This is a genomic window from Microcella indica (genome assembly GCF_013414345.1).
Taxonomy (GTDB): Bacteria; Actinomycetota; Actinomycetes; order Actinomycetales; family Microbacteriaceae; genus Microcella; species Microcella indica.
The window spans coordinates 2,085,879-2,112,630 of record NZ_CP058670.1 but is presented as its reverse complement, the minus strand read 5'-3'; the positions used below and the strand labels follow the sequence as shown (position 1 = coordinate 2,112,630).

The 26,752-nt window shown below is 71.3% G+C and carries 25 protein-coding genes; 6 read left to right on the top strand and 19 right to left on the bottom strand.

Going from position 1 to position 26,752, the window contains the following annotated elements; genetic code table 11:
• Positions 1-27: 27 nt before the first annotated feature.
• The 9 genes from HUJ41_RS10265 to HUJ41_RS10225 form a co-directional block, all read right to left on the bottom strand.
• Positions 28-285 carry an acyl-CoA carboxylase epsilon subunit gene (locus tag HUJ41_RS10265; RefSeq protein ID WP_179872476.1) on the bottom strand — a complete coding sequence of 86 codons (258 nt, stop codon included), beginning with the start codon at positions 283-285 and terminating at the stop codon, positions 28-30.
• The gene (locus HUJ41_RS10260) at positions 282-1,886 is read right to left on the bottom strand and encodes an acyl-CoA carboxylase subunit beta (protein WP_179872475.1); all 1,605 of its coding nucleotides are present in this window, start codon (positions 1,884-1,886) and stop codon (positions 282-284) included. The genes HUJ41_RS10265 and HUJ41_RS10260 overlap by 4 nt, the downstream gene beginning before the upstream one ends.
• A gap of 126 nt (positions 1,887-2,012) precedes the next feature.
• Positions 2,013-4,241 (bottom strand): acyltransferase family protein, encoded by a 2,229-nt coding sequence (locus tag HUJ41_RS10255; RefSeq protein ID WP_179872474.1) that lies wholly within the window; start codon positions 4,239-4,241, stop codon positions 2,013-2,015.
• Positions 4,242-4,283: 42 nt separating this feature from the next.
• The gene (locus tag HUJ41_RS10250; RefSeq protein ID WP_179872473.1) at positions 4,284-5,201 is read right to left on the bottom strand and encodes a DMT family transporter; all 918 of its coding nucleotides are present in this window, start codon (positions 5,199-5,201) and stop codon (positions 4,284-4,286) included.
• Positions 5,198-6,028 carry an energy-coupling factor ABC transporter ATP-binding protein gene (locus HUJ41_RS10245; RefSeq protein WP_218925610.1) on the bottom strand — a complete coding sequence of 277 codons (831 nt, stop codon included), beginning with the start codon at positions 6,026-6,028 and terminating at the stop codon, positions 5,198-5,200. The genes HUJ41_RS10250 and HUJ41_RS10245 overlap by 4 nt, the downstream gene beginning before the upstream one ends.
• Positions 6,025-6,969: an energy-coupling factor ABC transporter ATP-binding protein gene (locus HUJ41_RS10240; RefSeq protein ID WP_218925609.1), complete on the bottom strand. Its 945-nt coding sequence runs from the start codon at positions 6,967-6,969 to the stop codon at positions 6,025-6,027. Before HUJ41_RS10240 ends, HUJ41_RS10245 begins: the two co-directional genes overlap by 4 nt.
• Complete coding sequence (locus tag HUJ41_RS10235) at positions 6,966-7,748, bottom strand: energy-coupling factor transporter transmembrane component T family protein (RefSeq protein ID WP_179872472.1); 783 nt, start codon at positions 7,746-7,748, stop codon at positions 6,966-6,968. The genes HUJ41_RS10240 and HUJ41_RS10235 overlap by 4 nt, the downstream gene beginning before the upstream one ends.
• Before the next feature lie 58 nt (positions 7,749-7,806).
• Positions 7,807-8,640 carry a histidine kinase gene (locus tag HUJ41_RS10230; protein WP_179872471.1) on the bottom strand — a complete coding sequence of 278 codons (834 nt, stop codon included), beginning with the start codon at positions 8,638-8,640 and terminating at the stop codon, positions 7,807-7,809.
• 70 nt (positions 8,641-8,710) lie between these two features.
• A complete protein-coding gene (locus HUJ41_RS10225; RefSeq protein WP_179872470.1) occupies positions 8,711-9,850 on the bottom strand; it encodes a nucleoside hydrolase in 1,140 nt (379 codons plus the stop codon).
• Between the two features lie 328 nt (positions 9,851-10,178).
• Between HUJ41_RS10225 and HUJ41_RS10220 the strand changes: the two genes are divergently transcribed.
• From HUJ41_RS10220 to HUJ41_RS10210, 3 genes are all read left to right on the top strand, one after another.
• Entirely contained in the window at positions 10,179-11,027 is an 849-nt protein-coding gene (locus HUJ41_RS10220) for a biotin--[acetyl-CoA-carboxylase] ligase (protein ID WP_179872469.1), read from the top strand.
• A 3-nt stretch (positions 11,028-11,030) separates the two neighbouring features.
• Positions 11,031-11,576, top strand: a complete 546-nt coding sequence (locus HUJ41_RS10215; RefSeq protein ID WP_246299215.1) for a PH domain-containing protein — start codon at positions 11,031-11,033, stop codon at positions 11,574-11,576.
• Positions 11,577-11,737: 161 nt separating this feature from the next.
• On the top strand, positions 11,738-13,033 hold the full coding sequence (locus tag HUJ41_RS10210) for a UDP-glucose dehydrogenase family protein (protein WP_179872468.1): 1,296 nt from the start codon (positions 11,738-11,740) through the stop codon (positions 13,031-13,033).
• A 75-nt stretch (positions 13,034-13,108) separates the two neighbouring features.
• Here HUJ41_RS10210 and HUJ41_RS10205 read toward each other — a convergent pair whose 3' ends face one another.
• Positions 13,109-13,573 carry a GtrA family protein gene (locus HUJ41_RS10205; protein WP_179872467.1) on the bottom strand — a complete coding sequence of 155 codons (465 nt, stop codon included), beginning with the start codon at positions 13,571-13,573 and terminating at the stop codon, positions 13,109-13,111.
• A 79-nt stretch (positions 13,574-13,652) separates the two neighbouring features.
• Between HUJ41_RS10205 and HUJ41_RS10200 the strand changes: the two genes are divergently transcribed.
• Positions 13,653-14,759 carry a 5-(carboxyamino)imidazole ribonucleotide synthase gene (locus tag HUJ41_RS10200; RefSeq protein WP_179872466.1) on the top strand — a complete coding sequence of 369 codons (1,107 nt, stop codon included), beginning with the start codon at positions 13,653-13,655 and terminating at the stop codon, positions 14,757-14,759.
• A 56-nt stretch (positions 14,760-14,815) separates the two neighbouring features.
• Here the strand turns inward: HUJ41_RS10200 and HUJ41_RS10195 are convergent, their stop codons facing one another.
• Entirely contained in the window at positions 14,816-16,309 is a 1,494-nt protein-coding gene (locus HUJ41_RS10195) for an HNH endonuclease signature motif containing protein (RefSeq protein WP_179872465.1), read from the bottom strand.
• 470 nt (positions 16,310-16,779) lie between these two features.
• Here HUJ41_RS10195 and purE point away from each other — a divergent pair, with 470 nt between their 5' ends.
• Together purE and HUJ41_RS10185 are read left to right on the top strand one after the other, a co-directional pair.
• Positions 16,780-17,298 (top strand): 5-(carboxyamino)imidazole ribonucleotide mutase, encoded by a 519-nt coding sequence (purE, locus tag HUJ41_RS10190; RefSeq protein WP_179873969.1) that lies wholly within the window; start codon positions 16,780-16,782, stop codon positions 17,296-17,298.
• Between the two features lie 13 nt (positions 17,299-17,311).
• Positions 17,312-18,652 (top strand): LCP family protein, encoded by a 1,341-nt coding sequence (locus HUJ41_RS10185; RefSeq protein ID WP_179872464.1) that lies wholly within the window; start codon positions 17,312-17,314, stop codon positions 18,650-18,652.
• Positions 18,653-18,670: 18 nt separating this feature from the next.
• Here HUJ41_RS10185 and HUJ41_RS10180 read toward each other — a convergent pair whose 3' ends face one another.
• The 8 genes from HUJ41_RS10180 to HUJ41_RS10145 all read right to left on the bottom strand — a co-directional run bounded on the left by HUJ41_RS10180 (position 18,671) and on the right by HUJ41_RS10145 (position 26,735).
• Positions 18,671-19,801 carry a glycosyltransferase family 4 protein gene (locus tag HUJ41_RS10180; protein ID WP_179872463.1) on the bottom strand — a complete coding sequence of 377 codons (1,131 nt, stop codon included), beginning with the start codon at positions 19,799-19,801 and terminating at the stop codon, positions 18,671-18,673.
• A 70-nt stretch (positions 19,802-19,871) separates the two neighbouring features.
• Positions 19,872-20,960: a glycosyltransferase gene (locus tag HUJ41_RS10175; protein WP_179872462.1), complete on the bottom strand. Its 1,089-nt coding sequence runs from the start codon at positions 20,958-20,960 to the stop codon at positions 19,872-19,874.
• Complete coding sequence (locus HUJ41_RS10170; RefSeq protein ID WP_179872461.1) at positions 20,957-21,262, bottom strand: hypothetical protein; 306 nt, start codon at positions 21,260-21,262, stop codon at positions 20,957-20,959. The genes HUJ41_RS10175 and HUJ41_RS10170 overlap by 4 nt, the downstream gene beginning before the upstream one ends.
• Entirely contained in the window at positions 21,259-22,602 is a 1,344-nt protein-coding gene (locus HUJ41_RS10165) for a hypothetical protein (protein WP_179872460.1), read from the bottom strand. Before HUJ41_RS10165 ends, HUJ41_RS10170 begins: the two co-directional genes overlap by 4 nt.
• Entirely contained in the window at positions 22,599-23,462 is an 864-nt protein-coding gene (gene rfbD / locus HUJ41_RS10160) for a dTDP-4-dehydrorhamnose reductase (protein ID WP_179872459.1), read from the bottom strand. Before rfbD ends, HUJ41_RS10165 begins: the two co-directional genes overlap by 4 nt.
• Positions 23,463-23,465: 3 nt before the next feature.
• Entirely contained in the window at positions 23,466-24,461 is a 996-nt protein-coding gene (rfbB, locus tag HUJ41_RS10155; protein WP_179872458.1) for a dTDP-glucose 4,6-dehydratase, read from the bottom strand.
• 36 nt (positions 24,462-24,497) lie between these two features.
• Positions 24,498-25,721 (bottom strand): polysaccharide pyruvyl transferase family protein, encoded by a 1,224-nt coding sequence (locus tag HUJ41_RS10150; protein WP_179872457.1) that lies wholly within the window; start codon positions 25,719-25,721, stop codon positions 24,498-24,500.
• Between the two features lie 108 nt (positions 25,722-25,829).
• Positions 25,830-26,735 carry a lysylphosphatidylglycerol synthase domain-containing protein gene (locus tag HUJ41_RS10145; protein ID WP_179872456.1) on the bottom strand — a complete coding sequence of 302 codons (906 nt, stop codon included), beginning with the start codon at positions 26,733-26,735 and terminating at the stop codon, positions 25,830-25,832.
• Positions 26,736-26,752: the final 17 nt, after the last annotated feature.

The following is a 26,752-nucleotide window of genomic DNA, read 5'->3' as shown; positions in this document are numbered from 1 at the left end:
CGGTCAGAGGGGGTGCGAGGGCGCCCGTCAGCCGCGCATGCCGCGCGAGGCCGCCCACGCGCCGGGCCCGGGGGCGAGGGGCTGGCGCATCTGGCGCGCGCGCGAGGACCAGTGGTCGACGGGCGGGTCGACCCGCTCCACGCCGCGCTCGTGCTGCTCGGCGAGCACCGCGGCGATGACGGCGTGCGCGGCGGCGAGCTCGACCTCGGTCGGGCTGCCCGCGACCACGGTCACGCGGGGCGCCGTCTCGCTCTCGGCCGAGGCCGCTGTCGCGTCGCCGGTCACAGCGGGATGTTCCCGTGCTTCTTCGCCGGCAGGCTCGCGCGCTTCGTCTTGAGGGCGCGCAGCGCCTTGATGATCGACACGCGCGTGGCGGCGGGCTCGATGATGCCGTCCAACTCGCCGCGCTCGGCGGCGAGGAACGGGCTCGCCACGTCGTACGTGTACTCGTTCGCGAGCCGTGCGCGCACGGCCGCGACATCCTCACCCGCCGCTTCGGCCGTCTTGATCTCGTTGCGGTACAGGATGTTCACCGCACCCTGCCCGCCCATGACGGCGATCTCCGCGGTCGGCCAGGCGAGGTTCATGTCGGCACCGAGCTGCTTGGAGCCCATGACGATGTACGCGCCCCCGTAGGCCTTGCGCGTGATGACGGTGATGAGGGGCACGGTCGCCTCGGCGTAGGCGTAGAGGAGCTTCGCGCCGCGACGGATGACGCCCTGCCACTCCTGGTCGGTGCCGGGCAGGTAGCCGGGCACGTCGACGAGGGTCAGCACGGGAATCGAGAAGGCGTCGCAGAAGCGCACGAAGCGGCTGGCCTTCTCACCAGCGTCGATGTTGAGGGTGCCGGCCATCGCGTTCGGCTGGTTGGCGATGACGCCGACGCTGCGGCCCTCCACGCGGGCGAAGCCGACGACGATGTTGGGGGCGAAGAGCGGCTGCACCTCGAGGAAGGAGCCGTCGTCGACCACGTGGTCGATGATGTCGACGACGTCGTACGGCTGGTTGGGGCTGTCGGGCACCATCGTGTTGAGCCGACGGTCGGCGTCGGTGATCTCGAGCTCGGCCGAGGATTCGTACTGCGGCAGCTCGGCGAGGTTGTTGTCGGGCAGGTAGCTCAGCAGGGCCCGCGCGTAGTCGAAGGCATCGTTCTCGTCGCTCGCGAGGTAGTGCGAGACGCCGGAAGTGCGGTTGTGGGTGAGCGCGCCGCCGAGCTCCTCCATGCCGACGTCCTCACCCGTGACGGTCTTGATGACGTCGGGGCCGGTGACGAACATCTGGCTCGTCTTGTCGACCATGATGACGAAGTCGGTGAGGGCGGGGGAGTATACGGCACCGCCCGCAGCGGGACCGCAGATGATGGAGATCTGCGGGATCACGCCGCTCGCGGCCGTGTTGCGGCGGAAGATCTCGCCGTACTTGCCGAGCGCGACGACGCCCTCCTGGATGCGCGCGCCGCCCGAGTCGAGAATGCCGATGATGGGCACGCCCGTCTTGAGGGCGAGCTCCATGACCTTGATGATCTTCTCGCCGGCCACCTCGCCGAGCGAGCCGCCGAAGATCGTGAAGTCCTGGCTGTAGACGGCCACCTGGCGGCCGTGGATCGTGCCGGTGCCCGTGACGACCGCATCGCCGTACGGCCGCTTGGCGTCCATGCCGAAGGCGTGCGTGCGGTGCCGCACGAACTCGTCGAGCTCGACGAAGCTGCCGTGGTCGAGGAGCGTGTCGATGCGTTCGCGCGCCGTCATCTTGCCTTTGGCGTGCTGCTTCTCGATCGCGGCCTCGCCGCTCGCGGTCACGGCCTCGTGGTAGCGCACCTTCAGGTCGGCGATCTTGCCGGCCGTCGTCGACAGGTCGGGGGCGGGGGAGGGAGCAGAGTCGGTCACGATGTCAGCCTATCGACCACGGGGAGGCGGGAAGGCTTGGCGATATGCCACAAGAATGCGGGGATGCGCTGTCGTGCGTGCATGACTGGCCGCCGACGGCGGCACTGAGGTGGAGCGAACGAGCGACTACTGCAGCAGTCCCGCCGCCCGCAGTCGAGCGTCGACGGCCGCAGTGAGCGTCGCACCGAACGTCGCCGTGAAGTGGTCGGCGTCGCGGTAGACGAGTGCCCCGCCGATCACCGTCGGGCACTCGGTCGGCGTGCAGAACTCGTCGCGCAGGTCGAGGATCACCGCGTCGAGCTGCCGCCCGGCCTCGACCGCGAGGTCGCGAAAGTCCAGTGCGCTCGCGCGTGAGGGGGAGCAGGGCAGCGGATCGTCGGGTCGGGAGAGCTGGCACCGCTCACCGTCGTCGCCGAGGAGCGGCGGCTCGGCGAGCACGACGAGCTGGGAGCCGCGATCGACGAGAGGCCTCCACGCGTCCACGAATCCGTCGACGCCCGCCTCGGCGGACGCCGCGCCGTCGGCGTCGCGGTAGGTGGCCCCCGTGGAGGCGGCCGTGAAGACGAGGTCGGGGGCGTCGTTCTCCGCGAGCCGTGCCGAGACGCCGTCGACCCAGCGCAGGCACGCCTCAGTGCGCGCCCTGTTCTGGCCGCTACCGCGGTCGGCGGTCGTGAAGGCGCAAGCGCCGCGGAAGTAGACGGTCAGGCGCCAGCCCTCGCGCTCGGCGATCGGTTCGAGGGCGGGAAACCAGACGGCGGAGTGCGAGTCGCCGACGAGCACGACGGGGCGCCCGTCGACCGGCCCGAAGGCGCAGTCGAGCACCTCGTCGCTGTCGAGACTCGTGCGGCAGTCGGAGGAGTAGATGATCGCGCGATCCCCGGAGGCGGCTTCGACCGCGGGTGTGAACCCCGTGGCCTCGAGCACACCGTCGCACGCGGGGTTCGTCAGCGCGGGTGCACCGAAGCACTCCGCGGGGGTGGGCAGGTCCCCGGCCGACGGGTCGGGTGCCGCGGGGTCGTGCGACGGCGGGAACCCGATGCCTCGCGTGACCTCGGCCGCATCCGCCGCATCTGCTACGCGCGCCTGCGCCGACTGAGCGCCGCCCCAGAGTGCGCCGGCGACGAGCAGGCTCGCGAGCGCGCCGACACCGATGACCCGCAGCGACGGCGCGCGCGAGGCGGCACCGAATCGCACGGGGTTCTCGATCCAGCGCGTGCTGAGCCACGCGAGTACGAGAGTGGCCGCCACGATGGCCGCCTTCTCGAGCGCTGTCAACGGATGCAGCGTGACCCAGGGCAGCAGCACGATGAGCGGCCAGTGCCACAGGTAGGCGGCGTAGGAGACGCCGCCTACCCACTGCACGGGGGAGCGCGCGGCGAGCCACGCGAGGCCCCGAGGCTTCGCGGGCGTGCCCGTAGCGATGATGAGGAGCGTGCCCACGACGACGGGGATGGCGCCGGCGCCGGGGAAGGGAGTCTCGGGGCCGTACAGGAGGGTGCTCGCGCCGAGGAGGATCCAGCCGATCCAGCGCGCCGCCGACCGCGCGCGCCCGGCGTGCTCTGCCCTCCCGTCGCGCGGGGCAGGGTCTCCGACGCTGCCCGGCCCCCTCCGCGAGAGCAGCGCGAGCACCCCGCCCGCGGCGAACTCCCACACCCGGCCGCCCGTGCCGAGGAAGGCGTCGGGTTGCCCCGTCGCGACGGCGTGCGTCGACAGGGCGAGGCTGAGCGCGAGGGCGCCGACCACGATGCTGAGCACCACGCCGCGGCGCAGTCGCAGCTCTCGGCGCTCGCCGGGCTGGGCACGGCGTCGCGCGACCGCGGTGACGGCGACGACGGCGGCGAGCAGCAGGAGCGGGGCGGCGACGTAGAGCTGCTCCTCGATGCTGAGCGACCAGAAGTGCTGCCCGGGCGCGACAGCCTGGCCGGCCTGCAGGTAGTCGGCCTCTTGCGCGAGAAGCGCCCAGTTGCCGAGGGCGACGGCGCTCGCCGCGAGCTGGGCGAGCTGGTCGCCCTGCAGGCTGAGCGGCACCACGATCATGACGGCGACTGCCGTGCCGACGAGCACGAGCAGCGCCGCGGGGGCCAGCCTCCGCATGCGCCGCGCCCAGAAGTCGGCGAGGTCGAGTCGGCCCGTCGTGATGAGCCGGTGCCCCAGCTGGCCGAGGATGAGATACCCCGAGACCACGAAGAACACGTCGACGCCGATGTACCCGCCCGGCATGCGCGCTGGCCAAGCGTGGTACAGGATGACGGCGACGACCGCGAAGGCCCGAAGGGCCTGGATCTCGGGTCGCCAGCGGCGAGCGTGCTGTGCGGGGGCGTCGACTGCCAGCGGTGTCGACGCGGGAGAAGCCATGGTGCTCTCGAGGATACGGCCGCGCGGCCGCGTCGCTTCGCGCTAGGCGGATGCCGCGATCGTCGAGACGCCGAGGAACACCATGACGACGCCGGCGATCTGGATGCGCAGCAGACGCTCCCCGAGCAGCCGCCAGCCGAGCAGCACCGTGACGACGGGGTACAGCGACGCGAGCACCGCGACGACGCTCAGCGCTCCGTCGAGGCTCGCGAGTGCGAAGGAGAGCTGGGCCGCGTAGCCGAGCACGCCGATCGCCGCCATGCCGACCCAGTCGCGCGCGCGGATCGGCACCGGCAGCAGGGCGGGGCTCGCCGTCTTCCCGGCGTGCAGGCGGGCCGCCGCACCGCGCAGGCGGATGTGCACCCAGATGGAGAACCCGACGAGGTAGAGGCCGAGCACGACGAGCATGTTGACGACGAGCGTCGTGCTGACACCCTGCACGCTGCCGTAGGCGACCGACACGTTGGCGAGGCCGAAGCCGAACGCCGAGAGCACGGCGAACACGACCGAGAGCAGGCGGTTGCGGCGGCCCTCCAGTGCTCCGGCCCGTATTTCCGGCCCCGAGGCGAGCACGGTGCCGACGACGGCGACGGCGAGGCCGATGCCGAGCAGCCACGACACCGGGTCCCCTCCTGCGAGACCCACGATGACCGGGACGGCCACGCTGAGAGACGTGATGGGCGCGACCACGCCCATCGTGCCGATCGCGAGGCCGCGGAACAGGCACGAGACGCCGACGGCGGTCGCGGCGCCGCCGATGACGCCCCACAGGATCGCGTCGGAGGCGCTCGGGTCGAACGGCTCGACGATGAGGCGCGTGCTCAGTGCGATCGCGGCGACGACCTGCGAGACGAGCAGGACGACCATGAGCGGGATGCGCCGCGACAGCACGCCGCCGAGAAAGTCGCTCACGCCGAGGAAGCCGCTCGCGAGCAGGGCGAGCAAGGTGAGCCCGCTCATGCGCCCGACCCGGAGCCGCGCTGCTGAGCCAGCTGGTCGACGAAGGCGCGAGCATCCCGCGGCGTCCCGCCCCAGCCGAGCGCCCGCGCCACCCGCAGCAGCTGAGGGGGCTCGACGGCGGCGGCCTCGAGCGCGGCGACGTCGGCGAAGACCTGCTCGGCCGGCCCGTCGGCGCGCACCTCGCCCTGCGCCATGACGACGACGCGGTCGAAGTTCTCGATGCAGAAGTCCATGTCGTGCGTGATCGCGACGACCGTGCGGCCCTGCGCGATGAGGGAGTCGACGATGCCCGCGATGAGCTGCACGCCCGCGTCGTCCTGGCCGGTGCTCGGCTCGTCGAGCACGACGATGGGGGTCTGCATGGCGAGCACCGCGGCGATCGCGATGCGCTTGCGCTCGCTCAGCGACAGGTGGTGGGGGTGCACGTCGGCCTCGTGCGCGAGGCCCACGGCCTCGAGCGCGTCGGAGACAGCCTGCTGCGCGCGCACCTCGTCGAACCCGAGGTTCTTGGGCCCGAAGCCCACGTCGGTGGCGACCGTGCGGGCGAAGATCTGCTCGTCGGGGTTCTGGAAGACGTAGCCGACGCGGTGCGCGAGTTCGGCGATGGACTTCTCCGTCGTCGACCAGTCGCCGATGCGCACCTCGCCCTCCGTCGGCCGCACCATGCCGTTGAGGTGGCGTACGAGGGTCGTCTTGCCTGCGCCGTTCTGGCCGACGATCGCGACGCGCTCGCCGGGGGCGACATCGAGGTCGACTCCGTGCAGCGCCGTGACGCCGGAGGGGTACGTGTGCACGAGCCCGCGCACGCTGATCGCCGACTCGCTCACGACGCTGCTCCCTTCTGCGTCGAGAACGCTTCGACGGCATCGTGCACCCCGATCGGGAGGGCGCGCTCGACGGGCAGCAGCCCGCGCTCGCGCGCGAGTCGCGCCGCCGCGGTGACACGCGTCTCGCCCACTCCCCAGCTCGTGAGCCGGTCGTCGGCGAGCACCGCGCCGGGAGTGCTGTGGTGCACGATGAGCCCGCCGGCAAGCACGGCGATCGAGTCGCAGTGCTCGTGCAGCAGCTCGGTCTTGTGCTCGATGATGACGATGGTCGTGCCGCCGTCGCTGAGGGTGCTCAGCACGTCGTAGACGAGGCGCGTGCCGGCCGGGTCGAGCTGCGAGGTCGGCTCGTCCATGACGAGCACGGGCGGCTGCATGATGACCATCGAGGCGATCGCGACGAGCTGCATCTGCCCGCCGGAGAGAGCGTAGGGGGAGCGGTCGAGCAGCGGCTCCAGACGCAGGCGCGCAGCCACCTCGTCGACGCGGCGCTCCATCTCGTCGCGCGGCACCGAGCGGTTCTCGAGTCCGAACGCGAGCTCCTCGCGCACGGTGAAGCGCGCGCCCGAGATCTGGTTGAACGGGTTCTGCGTCACGAGCCCGACGGCCGCCGCCGCCTCGGAGAGCGTGCCGTCGGCGAGCACCCGGCCAGCGACGCTCGCGGTGCCGCGGTACGTGCCGCCCTCGTTGAGGGGGATGAACCCGGCGATCGTCTTCGCCAGTGTCGTCTTGCCCGCCCCCGAGGCGCCGACGATGCCCGTCACGGTTCCGGCATCGATGCGCAGGTCGAGGTTCGCGAGCGTGAAGCGCTCGGCATCCTCGTAGGCGAAGCCGACGCCCTCCAACGCGATCATGGGCGCGTTCGCGTTCGCCATCGTCGTCTCCTTCACGCGGTCGCGCTCGATCTCACGGTCGCTCTCCATCTCACGGTCGGGCTCGGTCACGCGATCACCCCCACGACGACGAGCACGACCACCGCGATCGCGCTGAGGAACATCAGCCAGCGCGCCACGCGCTCGCCGACCGGGTCAGGAACAACGATGAGGCTCGTCGGCTTGGGCGTCGCGCCGAACGCGCGCGCCTCCATCGCCGTCGACCGCTCGTCGACGTCGGTGATCATTCCGAGGATGAGGGGGCCCAGCAGGGGCAGCAGGGCGCGGGCGCGCTTGAGGGGGCTGCCGACGATCGCCAGGCCCCTGGCCTGCTGGGCGAGCAGGATGCTCTGCGCACGCGCCTGGAACGCCGGAATGATCTGCAGGCTCGCGCTGATGACGTAGGCGATCTTGGGGCTCATGCCCACCTGCGTCAGCGCGCTCATGAGTCGGGCCGGGTCGGTCGTGAGCACGAAGACGAGCGAGCCGAGCACGAGGGCGGTCAGGCGCGAGCCGATCGTGAGCGCGAACAGCAGCCCCTCGGTGGTGAGCTGGGCGAGGCCCCACTCCCACAGCACGGTCGAGCCGTCGGGGTAGAACAGGCCCTGGATGATGAACAGCACCACCAGGAGCGGCAGGAGAAGGATGAGGAACAGGCGCAGCAGCCTGCCGCCGACTCGACCGAGTACGGCGGCAGGCACGATGACGACGGCGACGATCCCCAGCGGGATCCACCAGTGCGGTACCGCGAAGACCGCGAGGATGATCGAGAGCAGTGCCACGAGCTTCGTCACAGGGTTCAGGCGGTGCAGCGCCGAGGTGCGCTCCAGGTAGAGGGTCGTCGTCGTCATCGTTTCGTGCTGTCCTGTCTGGGTTGCCCGAGTGGGGTCGAGTCCGCCGGTCGGCGGCTCAGGCCTTCGGCGCGGCCGGCTCGGCGGGGGCGACCGGAGTCACCTTGCCGAACACGTTGTACTGCCGCACGAACGGGAACCTGCTGCGCAGCCTGCCCGGCAGGGCGAACAGGATCAGCACGACGACCGTGAACGTGATCGTCTTGTCGAGCGGGTCGCTCAGCAGACCCTGCAGCGTCGTCGAGGCGAGAAGCGAGTTGCCGAACGCCTGGAACGCCGCCACGAGAGCGCCCGTACCGCCGCTCGTCGCACCACCGAAGATGAACGCCGCGATGGGAGCCGAGACGAGCGCCGCGACGATGCCCGTCACGAAGCCCGCGACCGGCGCGAGGTAGAACCGGCGGAACATGCCCAGTCGGGCCGCATAGCCCGCGAGCACACCGATGACGACTGCGGTGACCGCGAAGGGCAGCGCGATCGGTCCGATCGTGAGACCCCAGATGACGTTCGTCAGCGCACCCGTGACCGCGCCGGCGGCGGGGCCGGCGAGCACGCCCACGAGCACCGTGCCGATCGAGTCGAGGTACACCGGCAGGCCGAGCGTCGCCGCGAGCTGCCCGACCGCGATGTTGATGACGATCGCGATGGGGATGAGGCTCAGGGTCGCCGTCGGCAGTCGGTGGATCGCACCGACCGCGATGAGCGCGGCTCCGATGAGGTACCCGGCCAGCGCGATGAGCGCTGAGGTGCCGAGACCGCCCTCGGCCAGCTCAGTCGGCTGGGCGAGGATGAGGTAGAGGTACGTCGCCACGATGACGGCGGCCCCCAACCCGACGAAAATACGGTTGCGCGTGCGGTTGGGGTCAACCGTCGCGCCGGTGGTGCTGCTCATGAATGCCTCCTTGCACTCGATGACGTGCGGCGCCATGCCGCGGGGGTGGAAAGGGTGACGGGCGTGGGCCTCACGGCTGCCGCTCACCACCCTCCTCCGCCTCGCCGACGCGCGTCGCCAGGGCGGAGACGCGCTCGATGAGGTGGTCGAAGAACGCCGCGGGGTCGGTGTCGACCACGATCGCGGCGTTGGGGTCGCGGCCCCACAGGCCCGCGAAGTCGGCGATGGTCTGACCCCGGGCGAGGGTTCCGCCGAGCTCGACGTCGACGGTGGCCGGGCGCAGGGTCGCGAGCTCGGGGTGCAGGGCCACGGCCGCGGCGAACGGGTCGTGCATGTGGGCGAGCCAGCCCTGGTCGTGGGTCACGTGGAATTCGAAGTAGAACCGCACCGCGTCGGTGAGGTGCCGCAGCACGGGGTTGCGGGCGCGAGATCGGGAACCGAAGGCGCTGTCGGGCGTGAGCGCAGCATCCTCATCACCGATGGCGTCGGCGATGCGACGCAAGTGCTCCGGCTTCATCTCGATGCGCTCGGTGACGTCGAGCGCGCACACGATGGGGCGGCGGTCGGCGGGCAGGCCGCTGAACGCGTCGAACACCATCTTGGCGCTCTCCGGGTCGACGGCGATGTTCCACTCGCTCACGGGCGTCGTGTTGCCGGAGTGGTGGAAGGCGCCGCCCATGATCACGAGGCGCTTGAGAAGGCGCGGCAGCTCCGGTTCGAGGCGCAGGGCGAGCGCGAGGTTCGTGAGCGGGCCGGTCACGAGACCGATCACCTCACCGGGATGCGCCCTCGCCGTCTCGATCCACACCTCGGTGGCGTGACGCTCGCTGATCGTGCGCGACGGTGCGGGCAGCTCGGCGTAGCCGATGCCCTGCGGGCCGTGGGTCTCCTCCGTCGTCATGAGCGGGGCGAGCACGGGCACTTCGCTGCCGAGGGCCACCTCGATCTCGGGCGCGCCGCACAGGTCGAGCCACGCGAGGTTGTTGATCGCCACCTGTCGGGCGGGCACGTTGCCGGCGGTGCACGTGATGCCGAGAATGTCGGCTTCGGGGCTCGCGAGCAGGTAGAGCAGGGCGAGCGAGTCGTCGATGCCCGTGTCGACGTCGACGAGCAGCGGCACGGTGGGGCTGGTCGGGAGGGCGGTGCTGGTCGGCACAGCGGGGCTGGTGTTCGGCACGGTGCTGGGAGGCACGGTGTGCGGTCCTTTCATCGTCGGCGACCGTCGGAAGGGTCGCGGGCGATGCTCGACGCGACCTGACGGTTCACCGTGCTGGCAAGCGGGCCGTGCCGGAGCCGTGAGGCTCGGTTGCGATGCCCGCTGAAGCGGTGAGGGGAGGGTCTCGGCGGCGCGAACCGGTGGTGTGTATCGCGCGGCGTTGACCTAACCAGTCAAGGAAGCGGCTCCTGTTCGTCCATGAACTCGCGGGGCTCGGATGCGGTCGTGCGTGACGCGCGGGGCCCTCGTGCCGGTAACCATAGCGCCGCCCCGGGGTCGTGTCCAGCGTTCGCTCAGGGTGTGGCGCGCCTAGGCTCGCAGCATGAATCTTCCGCTGAGTTCGAGCGCGAGCGCCGAGCTCGGCGCGACCCTCGTGTGGCGCGAGGCGAGCGCCTCGACGAACAGCGACCTCGTCTCGTGCGCGGTGCGGGCCACCCCCGAGAGCCCCGATTCTGCGCTCGCCGACCTGACGATCATCGCGACCGATACCCAGACCGCGGGACGCGGTCGGCTCGACCGTGCGTGGTCGACACCGCCGGGTACGGCGCTCGCCGTGTCGGTGTTCCTCGCCCACGCGCCGGGCGGCGCCTCCCCGGCCGCGGCCCTCGACCCGCGCCGACTCGGCTGGGTGCCCCTGCTCGCCGGGGTCGCGATGGTGCGCGCAGTGCGCGGTCTCGGTGTGACCGGTGCCGGGCTGAAGTGGCCCAACGACGTGCTCGTCGACGGACGCAAGCTGTGCGGCATCCTCACCGAGCTCACCCCGACCGGAGTCGTCGTCGGGGCGGGGCTCAACGTGTCGATGACGGCGCAGCAGCTGCCGGTGCCCACGGCGACGTCCCTCGTCCTCGAGGGCCTGCCCGAGCACGGCGAGCCGGTGGACGGCGAGGGTGCGACCCTGCTCGACCGCGCCCTCGCGGCCTACCTGCGCGAGCTCGTGCAGCTCGTGGGTCGCTGGCGCGAGGCGGAGCATCCCGCTGATCTGCGCCCCCTCGTCGAGCAGCACCTGCAGACCCTCGGGCTCGCCGTGCGCGTCGACCTGCCCGGTCAGCCGCCGCTGCGCGGGGTCGCGAGCGGGCTCGACGACGACGGCCGGCTGCTCGTGCGCGAGAGCGCGACCTCGGCCGTCGTCGCCGTGGCGGCGGGCGACGTGACGCACCTGCGATATGAATAGAGGATGACCGACCCGGGGCGTGAGCAGGGGCGCGAGCCCGAGCGCGTCGTGGCGCGGTTTCGCCCGCACGCGCGCGTGCTCGTGCTGCCCTCCCTGGTGCTCATCGGCTCGGTCGGGGCGGCCACCTATGGCGCTCTCGTGCTCGAGGAGCTCTGGCAGCGGCTCGCCGTCGCCGGGGCGGGCCTGCTCGCGATCGTGCTGCTGTGGATGCTGCCGCTCGTGCGCTGGCTGGGCACCCACTACGTCGTCACGACGCGCCGCATCGCTCTGCGCGGCGGGCTCGCCGTGCGCCTGCGGCAGGAGCTGCTGCACTCGCGCGGCTACGACGTCTCGGTGCGGCAGTCGGGCTTGCAGCGCATGTTCCGCTCGGGGGATGTGCTCATCAACACGGGCCTCGATCGCCCGGTGATCATGCGGGACGTTCCGCGGGCAGACCTCGTGCAGGATGCTCTGAGCGAGCTCATGGAGGCGAGCACCTCCTCGATCGCGACCGTGCGGCGCACGACGGCGGCGCAGCCGGTGCTGCGGCGCTCCCGCGAGGGCCGCTGACTCTTCCCCGCAGACGTCTCGCCGCAGGTTTCTCGCCGCTGACGTCTCGCCGGGGACGCACCGTCCCCGGCTTCGCCGCCCCGTCCCTGGCCCCACCGCACCGTCGCCCGCGCGTCGCCCCGTGTTCGCCCGAGCGTCGACTGCGCCAGTAGAGTCGTCGGGTGCGAATTTCAGTCATCGGATGCGGATACCTGGGTGCGGTTCACGCCGCCTGCATGGCCGAGCTCGGCCACGACGTCGTCGGAATCGACGTCGATGAGAGCAAGATCGAGAACCTGTCGGCGGGGCGTGCTCCGTTCTTCGAGCCGGGGCTCGGCGAACTGCTGTCGCCCGACAACGCTCGCCTGCGGTTCACGACCGACATCGCGGCCGCTGAGCACGCGCGCGTGCACTTCATCGCCGTCGGCACTCCGCAGGTGGCGGGCGGCGTCGCAGCAGACCTGACCTACGTCAATGCGGCGGTCGAGGCGCTTCTGCCGCACATCGGCCCCGGCCACCTCGTCGTCGGCAAGTCGACCGTGCCGGTCGGCACCGCTGCTCGGCTCGCGGAGCTCGTCGCGCCGACGGGGGCGAGCCTCGCCTGGAACCCCGAGTTCCTGCGCGAGGGCTTCGCGGTCTCCGACACGCTCTCGCCCGATCGTCTCGTCTACGGTGTCGACAACCGTGACGATCGCGCGGCCGAAGTGCTCGATGAGATCTACAAGCGCCCGCTCGAGGCGGGCACGCCGCGCATCGTCACCGACTACGCGACCGCCGAGCTCGTGAAGGTCTCGGCGAACGCGTTCCTCGCCACGAAGATCTCGTTCATCAACGCGATGGCGGAGATCGCCGAGGTCACGGGTGCGGATGTCACGACGCTCGCCGACGCGATCGGCTACGACGCCCGCATCGGTCGCCGCTTCCTCAACGCCGGTGTCGGTTTCGGCGGCGGGTGTCTGCCGAAGGACATCCGTGCGTTCCAGGCGCGCGCCGAGGAGCTCGGCGTCGGCCACTCGCTCGCCTTCCTCGCCGACGTCGATGACGTGAACCTGCGCCGCCGTCAGCGAGTCGTCGACCTCGTCACCGAGAACCTCGGGGGCGACCTCACGGGCAAGGCCGTCACCGTGCTGGGCTTGGCGTTCAAGCCCGAGTCGGACGACGTGCGCGACTCGCCCGCCCTGGATGTGGCGCAGCGGCTGGTCGACGCGGGCGCGGTCGTGCGAGCCACCGACCCGGAGGCGATCGAGACGGCGCGCCGCATTCGTCCGCACCTCGACTACGTGGAGAGCATCCAGGAGGCGGTCTCGGGCGCCGACGCGATCGTCGTCGTGACGGAGTGGCACCAGTTCCGTGAACTCGACCCGGTCGAGGTCGCGGGGTGGGCGCGGGGGCGCATCGTCGTCGACGGTCGCAACTGCTTGGACGCGTCGAACTGGCGCTCGGCCGGCTGGACCTACGCGGGTCTCGGCCGCCCCTAGCGCGGCCGCCCCGCGCCTGGCCGCCCCGCGCCTGGCCGCCCCGCGCCCGGCCGCCCCGCGCCTGGCCCAGGGTGGCTACACGGCCTCGTGCTCGGGTGCCGCTGGCCGGGCCACGGGGCGCCGCGGGTCGAACACCCACGTGCGGTAGAGCACGAAGCGGAAGGCGCTGCCGAGCGCGAGCCCGATGACGTTCGAGGCGATGTTGTCGGCGAGCAGGCTCGTGTAGCCGAGCACGTAGCGTGAGACGACGAGGCACCCGACGGCGATGAGCAGTCCTCCGACGCTCACGAGCGCGAATTCGAGGCTCTCGCGCATCGCGGGCCGACGCCGTTCGAGGCGGAAGCTCCAGTAGCGGCTGCCGATCCAGTTGACGGCGATCGCCACCGAGGTGGAGATCACTTTCGCGATGACGGGGCCTTCGGCGATGACCTCGGGGCTGAGCACGGTGACGCGCAGCAGGTTGAACAGCGCGATGTCGACGATGAGCCCGACGATCCCGACCGCCCCGAATCGGGCGAGTTGGCCCACCAGTATCGGCATCGGGTCTCGTTTCGTCGTTGCGCTCGCTCGCGATCGGACAGAATGGGGAGCGAGCGAATTCGCAGTCTAGAGGAGTGCCATGCCCGTCGTCGGCGTCATCGGTGGTGGTCAGCTCGCGCGCATGATGATTCCGCCCGCGGTCGCGCTCGGCGTCGAGGTGCGCGTGCTGGCGGAGGCTGCCGACTCGTCGGCCCGACTCGCCGCGACGGTCGTGGGCGACTACCGCGATACCGAGACGGTGCTCGACTTCGCGCGCGGGTGCGACGCGATCACCTTCGACCACGAGCACGTTCCGCAGGAGGTGCTGCGCGCTCTCGTTGAGGCCGGCGCCGCGGTGCGGCCGGGCCCGGATGCTCTGCTCTACGCGCAGGACAAGCTCGCCATGCGCGCTCGCCTCGCCGAGTTGGGCGTGCCGATGCCTGATTGGGCGCGAGTGTCGTCGTCGGCCGAACTGGCCGCGTTCCTCGACGATCACGGTGGCCGCGCCGTCGTGAAGACTCCCCGCGGCGGCTACGACGGCAAGGGTGTGCGCGTTGTCGACGAGTCGAGTGCGGCCGACGACTGGCTCGCGTCGGGGCCGGTGCTCGTGGAAGAGCTCGTGCCGTTTCGACGCGAGCTCGCGCAACTGGTCGCGCGCCGGCCGAGCGGCGAGGTGCGCCCCTGGCCCGTCGTGGAGACGGTGCAGCAGAAAGGGGTGTGTGCGGAGGTCTTCGCTCCAGCGCCGCACACGACGGAGGCGGTCGAGCGCGCGGCGGCAGAGATCGCAACGACCGTCGCCCACGGCCTCGACGTGACGGGAGTGCTCGCCGTCGAGCTGTTCGAGACGACGAACGGGCGGGTGCTCGTCAACGAGTTGGCGATGCGCCCGCACAACAGCGGGCACTTCTCGATCGAGGGGTCGGTGACGAGCCAGTTCGAGCAGCACGTGCGCGCGGTGCTCGACTGGCCGCTCGGCGACACCGAGCTGCGGGCGCCGGCGACGGTCATGATCAACGTGTTCGGGGCGCTGCCCGAAGATCAGATCGTGGCGTCGCTCGCGCACCAGCCGAGCGTGAAGGTGCACGCCTACGGCAAGGGACCGCGGGCAGGCCGGAAGGCGGGCCACGTGACGGCGCTCGGGGACGACCTCGACGAGACGGTGTACCGGGCGAGGGCGGCGGCGGCCCACTTCGAGTTCGAGGGGTGACCGTCGCGGCGCCCCGAGCCTCGCGCAGGGTGACCTGACCGGCGTCGAGTTTGGGTTCATCCTGCACGCACCGGGGTCGGCCGCACGGCTCGACGCAGCGGCTCGCTGCGGCTCGGCAGGTCGAGCGGCGTCTGCTGCGCGTCGTGGGTGGGCGGCGGGATCGCCTCGTAGCGTTCGCCGGGCGGCTCGTCGGCGCGCGCCGGTCGTCGACGGATGCGCCAGCCATTGTTGTGCACGAGCAAGTGGTGGTGGCGACACAACAGGACTCCGTCGGCGACATCGGTGCGGCCGTGGTCGCTGTGCCAGGGGTTGATGTGGTGCGCCTCGGTCCACGACGGCGGCCGTTCGCACCCCGCCCACCGGCAACCGCCGTCGCGCGCCGCGAGGGCGATGCGCTGCCGCCGTGTGAAGTGCCGTCGCGTGCGGCCCACGTCGAGCGGCTGACCCGTGCCGGAGATCAGGATCGGGGTGTGGGTGCCCGTGCAGAGCATCCGCTCCACGGTGGGGAGTGACAGCGGCGCCGTCTGGCCCTCTACGGTCGCGACGCCCGTTCCGCCACGCAGATCGTCGGCGGTGACGAGCACGCGCACGGACGGCGCGCCCGAGCCGAGCAGCTGCGAGGAGTCGGCGTCGGCGCCGGCGACGAGGAGGGCGAGGAACGCGTCGGAGGCGTACTGCTCGGGCGTGCGCTCGTCGTCGCGGATGCGCTGCGCAAGTGCCGCATCGCGCTCGCCCACGAAGGTGGGGCCGCCGCGTCGAGGCGACGTCGCGCGGTCGAAGAGGTCGGTGACGACGGCCGCCGACTCCGGGTCGAGCAACCATGAGGCGCGGGTCATGCCGTCGGGCAGCCGGTGCAGGCGCAGCGACCGCGCCGATCGACGTTCGGCCTCCCGTTCCGCCACACCCTCGGCGTCGAGCTCATCCCGCAGGCCGCGAGCGCGCCGGTACAGACGATCAGCGTCGAGCGTGGACGCCTCGGCGAGCAGCGCGTCGACAGCCCCGCGCAGCACCTCGCCCGTGACGGCCGCCGTCGGCTGCCCGAGCCCCGAACGGATCGCCTGCAGCGCGGCAAGGGAGAGTGACCCCCGGCGCACCGGCTGCACGAGACCCTGCGCCCACGCGGGCAGAGGCGGCATCCCTTCCGGAAGCTCGAGAGCGGCCACACCCAGACCCCGGTCGTCGGCGTCATCGCCCCCGCCCGGCCCCGCCGCATGGGCTGCTTCCGCTGCGAGCAGCAGGACCCCTGCCTGCACGGCATCGCGCGCGTCGCGCTGCGTGCTGCCGGTCGCGACGCGCACGAGCTCGTCGGCGGTGCGGTGACCGCGCCGCTGCGCGAGCCCGGAGTGCGCGAGCGAGGGTGCCGAGCGCCGCGCGACTTCGGCGGCGTAGAGCGAGATGCGGGCATCCAGAATGCGCCGAACCGCGGAAGCCTCCGAGAGTGCGGCGACCAGCTCGTCGTCGGGAAGTCCGGCGAGCGGCGCAACCGAATCCGGGGCGCTCTCCAGGGCGCTCCGTGCCGCCGAGATGGCGGTCGTGAGGGACTCAGTCATGGAACCCACTCTCTCGTAATCGAACTAGTGTTCGATACAGGAGGGTGCAATTTTTGGACGACTCATCGCGTCCGCCGGATGTGGAGGAGGGGCGGCACTGGAGGGGGCGGGAGCCGGCACGGAGGGGAGGGGGCGGGAGCCGGCACGGGCACGGTGCGTAGCGCCAACAGAGATCGCAGGCTCACGTGCAGAGGCGCGGGATCATACGGGCGGGCGGGACGGGCACCGCGAGAAGGCACGCTGCCAGCGGGCCGCGCGGCCGCATCACCACACACCGCGCCCGCGGCGCGCGGGCCCCGTGCCCGACCCCGCGCCCGCCCCGCACCTACGATTGACCCGTGACCACGCCAGACCCCGCCGACGCCACCACCGGCGACACCCCAGCCTCCGGCGACACCGCCACGAGCAACACCGCCACGAGCGACAACACCACCACGAGCGCCCCCACCACCCCGCGCGTCGCGGTAGTCATGGGCTCCGACTCCGACTGGCCCGTCATGGAGGCAGCCGCTGAGGCCCTCGAGCAGTTCGGCATCGGCGTCGAGGTGCACGTGCTGAGCGCGCACCGCACTCCTGACGCGATGATCGCGTACGGTCGCGCGGCGGCCGGCAAGGGCATCCGGGTCATCATCGCGGGCGCGGGCGGCGCCGCCCACCTGCCGGGCATGATCGCGAGCGTGACGACGCTGCCGGTGATCGGCGTTCCCGTTCCTCTGAAGACTCTCGACGGCCTCGACAGCCTGTTGAGCATCGTGCAGATGCCGGCGGGAATCCCGGTGGCGACGGTGTCGATCGGCGGCGGCCGCAATGCGGGCATTCTGGCGGCCCGCATCATCGGATCCCACGACCCGCGCGTGGCGGAGGCGATCGCCGCGTTCGCCCGCGACCTCGAGAGCACGGTCGGCGCGAAGAACGAGGCGCTGAAGAGCACGGTAGCCAACCGCGCGCCCAGCACCAGCAGCAGCACGCCGACCACCCTGGCCCCCTAGGCGCGCCCGCCCCGTGACGCTCACCTCCCCGCTCCGGCATCCAGACACCCGGGATGCTGCGCTCATGACCCGCCGCGCCTGGTGGCTGCTCGGCCTGAACCTGCTGATCCCGGGCACGGCCCAGCTGCTCGCGGGCAGCCGTCGGTGGGGTCGGTTCGCGGTGGCGTCGACGTTCACGCTGTGGGCGGTGGCGCTCGCGGCGGGCATCCTGTTCGTCGCCGCCCGCCCGGTGGCGCTGACGATCGCGACGAACGTGGTCGTGCTGTGGCTGGCTCAGGCGGCGCTCGTCTTCTACGCGCTGCTGTGGCTGGTGACGACTCTGAACGCGTTCACGCTGCTGCGTCTGGTACGCACGGTTCCGGCGGCGCGCGGCTGGCTGGCGGCGCTGACGGCGGTGACGATCGTGGTGGCGACGGGCGGGGCGGCCTACGCCGCGTATCTGACGGGCGTGGGTCGGGATGCTCTGGGCGCCGTCTTCGCGGGCGGCGGCATCGTCGAGCCGATCGACGGGCGGTACACGGTGCTGCTGCTCGGCGGCGATGCGGGCCCGGACCGTCTGGGCCTGCGGCCCGACAGCATCACGCTGGCGAGCATCGACGCGTCGAGCGGCGCTGTGTCGCTCATCGGTATTCCGCGCAACCTGTACGACGCGCCAGTTCCCCCGGAGTCGCCGCTGTACGAGGCGTGGCCGAACGGCTTCGACTGCGGCGACGACTGCTTGATCAGCTACCTGTACCCGTGGGCGGAGGAACGCCCGGAGCTGTATCCGACGGCGGCGGCGACCGGGTCGAGCCCGGGCATCGAGGCGATGCGCGACGCGGTGGAGGGTGTGACAGGCCTCGCCGTGCAGTTCACGGTGCTCATCGACATGGCGGGGTTCGAGGATCTCATCGATGCGCTCGGCGGCGTCGTGATCGACGTGGAGGAGCCGATCACGCTCGGCATCAACGGCGGCCCCGTGGTGGGCGAGATCGCGGCGGGGGAGCAGCGCATGGACGGCGAGACGGCGCTCTGGTACGCCCGCAGCCGTTACAACCTCACCGACTTCGACCGCATGGAGCATCAGCGCGACGTGCAGGAGGCGATGCTGCGTCAGCTGGACCCCGCGACGGTGCTCACGCGGTTCGAGTCGATCGCCGATGCGAGCAGCGACCTCGTGCGCACCGATGTTCCGCAGTCGATGATCGGCGTGTTCACCGACCTCGCGGTGCGGGGGCGCGAGTTGCCGCTGCGCAGGCTCGAGCTCGTGCCGCCGACGATCGACAACGTGCAGCCCGACTACGCGCTCGCGCGCATCCTCGTCGCCGAGGCGGTGGCGCCGCTGCCGACGCCCACGCCGACCCCGTCCCCGTAGCGCTGTCGCCCGCGACCGCTACAGGTCGGCGTGCAGCTGCCAGGTCTTCTCGGCCGAGTCGCGCCAGTTGTAGGCGTGCGCGCGGTCGCGCCCGCGCACGCTCAGCTGCGCGGCGAGCGCGCCGTCATCGAGCACGCTCTGGATGGCGTCGGCGAGCCGACGCGGGTACCCGGCGGCGTCGAGCCGCGGCACGATGAGCCCGGCGTCGGCGCACACTTCGAGCAGTGCGGGAGCGTCGGAGTGCACGACGGGCGCCCCGAGGCCCATGGCTTCGAGGGCGGGCAGGCCGAAGCCGTCGGAGATGCTGGGCACGACGACGACGGCGGCGCGCGCGTAGGCGAGCGCGAGGTCGGCGTCGTCGAGCGTGCCGAGCGCGATGACGCTGCCAGCGTCGAGGTGCGCCTGGTGCTCGATCTCGGCGATCTCGTCGGCGTCGATGCCGACGAGCACGAGGGGCACGTCGGGGGCGTGCACGTCGCCCATCGCCCACAGCAGGTCGGGGATTCCTTTGCGCTTCTCGAGCGGTCCGACGGCGAGGGCGTAGCGCTCGGGGAGGCCGAGGGCGTGAGCTCGGGCATCCGCGTCGGCGGGCACCGCGAGGTCGCTGCTGACGGCGCCGGCGATGACGCGGATGCGGTCGCCGACGTCGATGACGCCCGCGAGCTCGTCGCCCACGGCGTGCGTGGGCACGACGACGGCGTCGGCGTAGCGCTCGGCGCGCTTGGCCATGGCCTTGTGCCACGCGACGGCGCGCGGGCTCATGGTCTCGGGGTGCGTCCACGGCGTGGCCTCGTGCACGGTGACCACGAACTGCTCGCCAGGGTTGTTGAGCCGGTCGTGGCGGTACAGGGGCGCGAGCAGGCTGGGCGCGTGCACCATGCCGCTGCCGGGGAGGCGCGTGAAGCCGTGCTGCCAGGCGGCGGCGAGCTGGCGCCGGTCGAGGGCGCTCTTGTGCAGGGCGGTGAGGCCGGGCAGGGCCTTCTCGATGCGCGCGTAGTGGTCGGCGGGGGAGGAGGCGACGATGCCGGCCACGTCGATGCCGCGCGGCGCCGTCTCGATGAGGGCGCGCGTCAGCTCGAGGGCGTAGCGGCCGATACCGGAGGGGCGGGCAGCCCCGACCTGGTCGAGCACGACCCTGAGCGTCGACATGCGGCGGGGCCCTCTCTCGTCGTGGCGGTGCGGTGGTTCTGTCACACGCAGTCGTGACAACCGCGCCAGTCTACTGGTGCGGGCTCGGCGGGTGAGTGAGCCCGAGCGCTCCCAGCAGCTGCGGGAAGAAGCCGCGCGACATCGCCGCGGGCGGGTAGGCCTCGGCGGCCTCCCGCGCGGCCGCCGCGCGCTCGGCACGGTCGTCGGCGCGCAGGGCGGCGTCGAGCGCCGCGACGAGCCCCTCGGTGGACCGTGCCGGGTAGAGGTGCAGGTACGGGGCGCCGCGATGGTCGTGGAACACACCGAGGTCGGGGGCGACGACGGGCACGCCGAAGGTCTGGGCGAGGGGGAACGATGCCGAGTTGAGGATGCGCTCGTAGGGCATGGCGGCGACGTCGGCGGCGCGCATCCAGTTCTGCAGTTCGTCGTCGGGCACGAAGTCGAGGCGGCGCACGGTGCCGGGCACGGCGTCGAGGGCGCGCTCGAGGGCGGCGACGTCGGTGCCGCGCCCGGGCCTGCCGGCGACGGCGAGGCGCGCCCGCGGGCGGGTGCGCTGCAGCCCGGTGACGGCCTCGGCAAGTCGTTCGAGCCCTCGGTAGGGGCGCACGCCGCCGACGGAGACGATGACCTCGTCGTCGGGCTTGACGCCCAGGGCGGTGCGCGCGTGCTCGCGCGTGACGGTGTCGGGGTAGTGGCCGAGGAAGCTCGCGTGGCCTTGCATGATGACGGTGGCGTCGTGCAGCGGATAGTAGGGCTCGACGGCCCGCAGGGTGCTCGCGCTGAGCACGTGCACGACGTCGGCCTCGCGGGCGAGGTGCTGACAGAGTTCGAGTTCGAGCACGTGGTTGCTGTGGTCGTGGGGCAGCACGTTGTGCACCGTCCACACGAGTCGGCCGCCGCGCTCGCGGTAGCGGCGCAGCGCGTCGAGGGTGTGCCGCATCGAGTCGCGTGCGCGCGACGGGTCGGTGAACCGTTGGATGATTGGGTTGGTCCAGTGCAGGTGCACGATGCTCGCACCCGCCGCCGGGTCGAGTGCGTCGAGGTCGTCGAGCGCGATCGCGCTGACGTCGACATCGAACTCGGATGCCCGGCTGTACAGCATCGACTGGTACGGGTTCGACGCCGAGTAGTCGGGCAGGTAGCGCAGCCCGACGCTCACGAGGCCTCCGAGCGTCGGCCGCGCACGAGTCGGCGCAGCGGCCGCAGGGCGCGACCGCGCAGCTGCCGCAGCTGCCAGGCGCTGGACTGCGCGAGCTGCCACTTCTGCTTCAGGTCTGCCACACGCGCGCGCTCGGCCTCGAGCAGGTCGATGAGCGCGTGCACCTCGACGCGGGCTCGCTCGCGTTCATCGTCGAGCACCTCCCTCGCCTCGGCGCTGAACGACGGGTACGGGTCGCGCTCGAGGGCCGACTCAGGGGAGGGCGCAGTCGAGGGCTCCGCACCGGGGTCTGTAGAGGTCACCCGTCGATTCTGCCGCTTGCGAGCGCGATATCGGCGGTGACGACACCATTGAGCATCTTGGAGGCGGTCACGTCGCCCGCCCAGAAGCGCGTCTCGACTGCCTCGAGGAAGCTCTTTCGAAACACCCGCCGCCCGCGCACGCGGGCGAGGCTCGTCTCGATCACGGCGCGGAAGGTGGGGTTGTTGCGCGCGCACGCGTAGGGGTCGAAGGGGAAGGCCGGCTCGTGCTGCGGCGTGACATCGAGCGCCTTGAGGTCGATGAGGCCGGGGGTGCCTTTGTGGCCGTAGAAGCGCCACTTGCGCGCCCACCGCAGCCGCTTGCCCTCCTCCTCGATGCCGTCCAGGTCGGCGAACAACTCCGACTTCATGCCGCGCACGAAGGCCATCCATCGCTTCTGCGCAGTGCGCTCCTCGAGGGGGCGGCCCAGCCAGTAGCCCATCCACCGCTCGTCCTCGAAGGGGAACACGTGGGTCTGGTGCTCGTTGTCGAAAGGCCGAATGCGCGAGTACTGCCGGTAGCCGATGTCGTACTGCCGGTAGAGGTCGAGCTCGCGGTCGGGGGAGACGGCGGCAGTGGGCGCAAGCCGGTCGATGAAGCTCGGCTCCATGAGCTGCTGCAGCAGAAACTGGTCGTTGCGGCCGATGAACGCGGCCCGGTCGTCGCCGACGGCGCCCTGCGCCTTCTCCCGGTTGTCACCGGTGAGGGTGTCGTTGAGGAAGCCGTGCACGTTGATGCGGCGGGGCACGAGCTCGTCGATGAGGTCGTTGGCGAGGCCGACGGCTCCCAGCGGCAGGTCGAGCGAGGTGGCCCGCTTGAGCTCGTACTGCTCGAGGCTGAACGGCATGGTGGTCGTGTCGAGCATGTGCACGTCGAGCGCCAGGCGCTCACGCAGCCACTGCACGACGTCCCAGTCGATGTTGCCGGGCTGCCCGCAGCAGTAGAGCGTGGGCTCGTGCCCGAGATCCCACATGGTCTGGATGAGCGGCCGCGAGTCGAAGCCCGAGGAGATGCCGGAGGTCAGCGGTGTGCCGGCGACGGGGGCGAGCGCGTCGGCGACGCACTGCCGCAGCAGCTCGCCCAGCTCGGCGTCGTCGAGCGCGCGATCGCCGTGCTCGGCCCGCCAGGACTGCATGGCCCGCTCTGCGCGCTCGACTCCGGCGAGGGCGCGCTCCTCGTCGGGCAGCAGGGCCACGGCGAGCAGCCGCATGAGGGGGGTGTTGCGGGCGGCCTCGGGGGTGACGAACCACGGCTCGTCGCGGCGGGCGAGGCGGGTGGCGAGGGTGCGCCGGGGCCGCAGCGCGCGCGGCGGCTTCTGTTCGGGCGGTGCGGCGGTGCTCATGGGGTCCATCCTGCTGCCGTCATGGCGCGCTCGAGCGCGGGGCGCCAGGCTCTCATCGGGGTCAGGCCGTGCTGCTGCCACCCGTCGTGCGACAGCACCGAGTTGGCGGGGCGGGGTGCGCGTCGGGGGTAGTCGGCGCTCGTGACAGGGGTGACGTCGGCGGGATCGCCGCCAAGGTTCTCGACGATAGCCTGCGCGAAGCCGTGCCAGCTAGTGCTGCCCGAGTTGGTGCCGTGCAGCGTGGCGCTGCGCAGGCCCGAGTCGAGCATCCTGATCGTCTGGTCGGCGAGGTCGCGCGTCCACGTCGGCTGACCGTGCTGGTCGTCCACGACGGCCAGGGTGCCCCGCTCGCGGTAGAGGCGCATCATGGTACGCACGAAGCTGGGCCCGTGCTCGCCGTAGAGCCAGGCGGTGCGCAGCACGATCGTGCCCTCGGGGTGCGCGGCGCGTGCGCGGCGCTCACCCTCGGCTTTGGTGCGGCCGTAGGCGCTCACGGGGCTGTGCGGGGTGTCTTCGGAGTACGGTTCGGCCTGCCGGCCGTCGAAGACGTAGTCGGTGGAGTACTGCACGAGCACGGCGCCGGCGGTGCGGGATGCTGCGGCCAGGTTCTCGGCGCCGATCGCGTTGACGAGGTGGGCGGCCTCCTCGTCGTCTTCGGCGGCGTCGACAGCGGTGTAGGCGGCGGCGTTGAGCACGACGTCGTGGTCGGCGACGGCGGCGCGGCACGCATCGGGGTCGGTGATGTCGAGCTCGGCTCGCCCGAGGGCGGTGACGTGGCGGGTTCCCGGTGCGGCGGCGAGGGCGGCCTGCAGGTCGTGACCGAGGCTGCCGTGGGCGCCGGTGATGAGGTAGCGGGTCATGCCCTACTGGCCTTTGGCGCGGTACTGCGCCTCGGTCGCGTCTTTCTGGGGTGCCCACCATGGCTCGTTGTCGCGGTACCACTGGATGGTCGCGGCCAGCCCGGCCTCGAAGTCGCCGAACTGTGGCTGCCAGCCGAGCTCGGTGCGCAGCTTGCTCGAGTCGATCGCGTAGCGCAGGTCGTGCCCGGCGCGGTCGGTGACGTGGTCGTAGGCGTCGGCGGGCTGCCCGAGGGTCGTGAGGATGAGCTCGACGACCTCCCTGTTGCTCTTCTCGCCGTCGGCGCCGATGAGGTAGGTCTCGCCGATGCGGCCCTTCTCGAGGATGGTGAGCACGGCCGCGGAGTGGTCGTCGGCGTGAATCCAGTCGCGCACGTTGAGCCCCGCGCCGTAGAGCTTGGGACGCTCGCCCCGCAGCACGTTGGTGATCTGGCGGGGGATGAACTTCTCGACGTGCTGGTACGGCCCGTAGTTGTTGGAGCAGTTCGAGATCGTCGCCTGCACGCCGAAGGAGCGCACCCAGGCGCGCACGAGCAGATCGCTGCCGGCCTTGGTCGACGAGTAGGGGCTCGAAGGGTTGTAGGGGGTCGCCTCGGTGAAGCGCGCAGGGTCGTTGAGCTCGAGGTCGCCGTAGACCTCGTCGGTGGAGATGTGGTGAAACCTGGTGCCGTGGCGCCGGGCGGCTTCGAGCAGCGTGTAGGTGCCGATGAGGTTGGTGTCGACGAAGGGCCGAGGGTCGTCGAGCGAGTTGTCGTTGTGGCTCTCGGCGGCGTAGTGCACGACCGCATCCGCGGCGGAGGTGAGCCGGTCGACGAGGGGCGCATCCGTGATGTCGCCGTGCACGAACGTGAGCCGGTCCTCGGGCAGCCCGTCGAGGGAGGCCCGGTTGCCCGCGTACGTCAGCTTGTCGAGCACCGTAACGTGATGGTCGGTGTGCGCGATCACGTGATGCACGAAGTTGGAGCCGATGAACCCGGCGCCGCCGGTGACGAGAAGCTTCACCCCCTCAGGCTACTGGCGTGTCGGTGGTCTCGCCGGTCAGGGATGCGAGCCGCCGCGTGCTGCGAGCCCGTCGAGATTCTTGAAGGCTCGCTCCTTCTGCGCCGGGAGCGCGCGGCGAACGGCTTCGCGGAGCTCGGCATGTCGTTCCAGGCTCGCGGGAATGAGCTCGAGCAGCTCTGCGCGCGCGCTCGGCCCGGCCTCCACCCAGCAGTCGAGGCCCATAGCCTCGTAGAGGCCGGCGACCTTGCCCTGGTACCCGATCGTCACTGCGGGCGTTCCGCTTGCCAGCGCGAGGATCGAGAAGTGCATTCGCCCTGAGATCACGAGTTCGGAGTGGGCAGCGATAGTCATCACCTCGCCGGGACTGGCGACGCTGTCGAGCGCGAAGGCGGAGTGGCCGCGCTCCGTCAATTGCGACACAAGGTGTGCAGACAGATCGACGTCGCTCGTCGCTCCCCGGCTGTCGTGCGGCACCGCCAGATAGGCGATGCTCGCGGGGTCCTCTTTGCTGAGCGCGTCGGCGTACACGTCGACCTGCCGCGTCGACTCCTCCAGGATCGCGTTGCAGTTCACCGAGACGAGCCGACGACCGGCTTCGCGTTGAGCGCTGATCCACGCGATCAGTTTCTCGTCTGCGAGGGGAACTGCCTCGGTAAGGAAGGCAAGGTCTGCGACCTCTTCCACGTTCGTCGCGCCGTCTCGTCTTAAGCGCTGCGCCGAGACCGGATCCCGCGAGAAAAGCTGCGCCGATGTCGAGGCGTCCACCATGGCGCGGCGGGGCAGCGGCAGCGGGTGGGCGTTCCAGCTGAATCCGAGCACTCGCGAGTCGACTCCCAGCTGCGCGGCGATCTTCGCGACGCGGAAGCGGCGGGCGGAGACGCTCTCCCAGTACTTGCCGTCCATGACGTCCGCCCCGACGACGGAGAACGACCGTGCGCGCGCGAGCAGCAGGCCGAAGGCACGGCCTGCCGACCGCGCCGTGTGGGGGAGGCCGTAGAGAAGGTGAGGGTGATACTCGAGGGTGGCGCGCGCCTGCAGTCGAGTGGGGAGCGTGGCGATGTCGCTGGGTCGGCGTGCGATGACGGTCACGGGCCCGTCGACGTTCGCGACGAAAGCCTCGAGCATCGCCTGGTCGCCCACGCTCCCAGCGCCGGGGCCCGCAAGAAGCACGTGCTCTCGATTCTCCGCGTCCTGCGAGCGCACTGAATCGAATCCGTCGCGCACGGCACGTGCGAAGACGGAGCTCTCGCGGTCGAACACGACACGATTCTCGACGAGACGTCGACCCCAGTGCGCGACTCGTTGCAGGCGACTAGTCACGGGATTCCCGGCCTTTCTGTAGCTCTTCGACAGATACTTCGCTGCGGTTCATGGGCGACCCGCTTGTCGCGCGATGCCGCGCACGGTCGCGGCAACCCCGAGGAACGCGAAATCGGCGATGATCGACCAGACGCGCAGCACGACAGCGGTGAGGAGGGCGAGCTCGGCGCTCATGACGGCGCCGAGAAGTAGAACGAGGATCGTCTCGCGCACACCGATGCCGCTGGGTGCGAACACGGCGATCATGCTCACTGCGCTCGCCAGGTTCATCGCAGCGATGAGGTAGAGCAGATCGTGTGCACCGAGGGTGGGGTCGAGAGATCTGGCGACCAGGAACATCGAGAGACCCGCCAGCATCGCTCCGACGACATGGAGAACAGTGCCGTAGCCGATCGTGCGAAAGCCGGGAAGTGCGGCGTCATCGATCGTGCGGCGTCTGATCAGACGGTACGCGAGCGCGAAGACTCGATTGAACACCGGCGGAAGCAGCATGGTGACACCGATGGCGGTGAAGCCCACCATGAGCCACTGGAGCTCGTTCGAGACGACGGAGGCTCGAGGGTCGAGTGCGATGAGAGCGAGGCCGCTCACCAGGAGCACGGTGATCTGGAGGCCCGCCTCCAAGAGCGAGCTCACGGCGAGCCGAGTCTTCGAGATGCCCAGCTGAGACGCGAAGTGAATCTTGCCGAGAATCCACGGCGCGGTTCCCGGAATGTACCTGCCCAGCCAGGACTTCGCGTAGACCACGCTCAAGGCCGTCGTCTTCCCGCGCGTCGTCGCTCCTAGGCCGTTCAGCAGGACGATCCAGATGAGGATCATCCAGTAGCGATTCGTGATGCCGACCACGAGGGCGAGAGCGAAGATCCACCAGTCCACCCGTGTGCTGGTCAGGCTCTCGAAGTCGAGGGTCGTGAGGTAGAGCGCGAGGAAGACGACGAGTGCCGTGTAGAACAACGCGGAAATGATCCATC

Excerpts from the sequence above, each read along its gene's own strand:
- HUJ41_RS10255 (WP_179872474.1), bottom strand. The coding sequence starts at position 4,241 with ATGGCTTCTCCCGCGTCGACACCGCTGGCAGTCGACGCCCCCGCACAG.
- HUJ41_RS10250 (WP_179872473.1), bottom strand. The coding sequence starts at position 5,201 with ATGAGCGGGCTCACCTTGCTCGCCCTGCTCGCGAGCGGCTTCCTCGGC.
- HUJ41_RS10235 (WP_179872472.1), bottom strand. The coding sequence starts at position 7,748 with ATGACGACGACGACCCTCTACCTGGAGCGCACCTCGGCGCTGCACCGC.
- HUJ41_RS10230 (WP_179872471.1), bottom strand. The coding sequence starts at position 8,640 with ATGAGCAGCACCACCGGCGCGACGGTTGACCCCAACCGCACGCGCAAC.
- HUJ41_RS10225 (WP_179872470.1), bottom strand. The coding sequence starts at position 9,850 with ATGAAAGGACCGCACACCGTGCCTCCCAGCACCGTGCCGAACACCAGC.
- HUJ41_RS10220 (WP_179872469.1), top strand. The coding sequence starts at position 10,179 with ATGAATCTTCCGCTGAGTTCGAGCGCGAGCGCCGAGCTCGGCGCGACC.
- HUJ41_RS10215 (WP_246299215.1), top strand. The coding sequence starts at position 11,031 with ATGACCGACCCGGGGCGTGAGCAGGGGCGCGAGCCCGAGCGCGTCGTG.
- HUJ41_RS10205 (WP_179872467.1), bottom strand. The coding sequence starts at position 13,573 with ATGCCGATACTGGTGGGCCAACTCGCCCGATTCGGGGCGGTCGGGATC.
- HUJ41_RS10200 (WP_179872466.1), top strand. The coding sequence starts at position 13,653 with ATGCCCGTCGTCGGCGTCATCGGTGGTGGTCAGCTCGCGCGCATGATG.
- HUJ41_RS10195 (WP_179872465.1), bottom strand. The coding sequence starts at position 16,309 with ATGACTGAGTCCCTCACGACCGCCATCTCGGCGGCACGGAGCGCCCTG.
- purE (WP_179873969.1), top strand. The coding sequence starts at position 16,780 with ATGGGCTCCGACTCCGACTGGCCCGTCATGGAGGCAGCCGCTGAGGCC.
- HUJ41_RS10180 (WP_179872463.1), bottom strand. The coding sequence starts at position 19,801 with ATGTCGACGCTCAGGGTCGTGCTCGACCAGGTCGGGGCTGCCCGCCCC.
- HUJ41_RS10165 (WP_179872460.1), bottom strand. The coding sequence starts at position 22,602 with ATGAGCACCGCCGCACCGCCCGAACAGAAGCCGCCGCGCGCGCTGCGG.
- rfbD (WP_179872459.1), bottom strand. The coding sequence starts at position 23,462 with ATGACCCGCTACCTCATCACCGGCGCCCACGGCAGCCTCGGTCACGAC.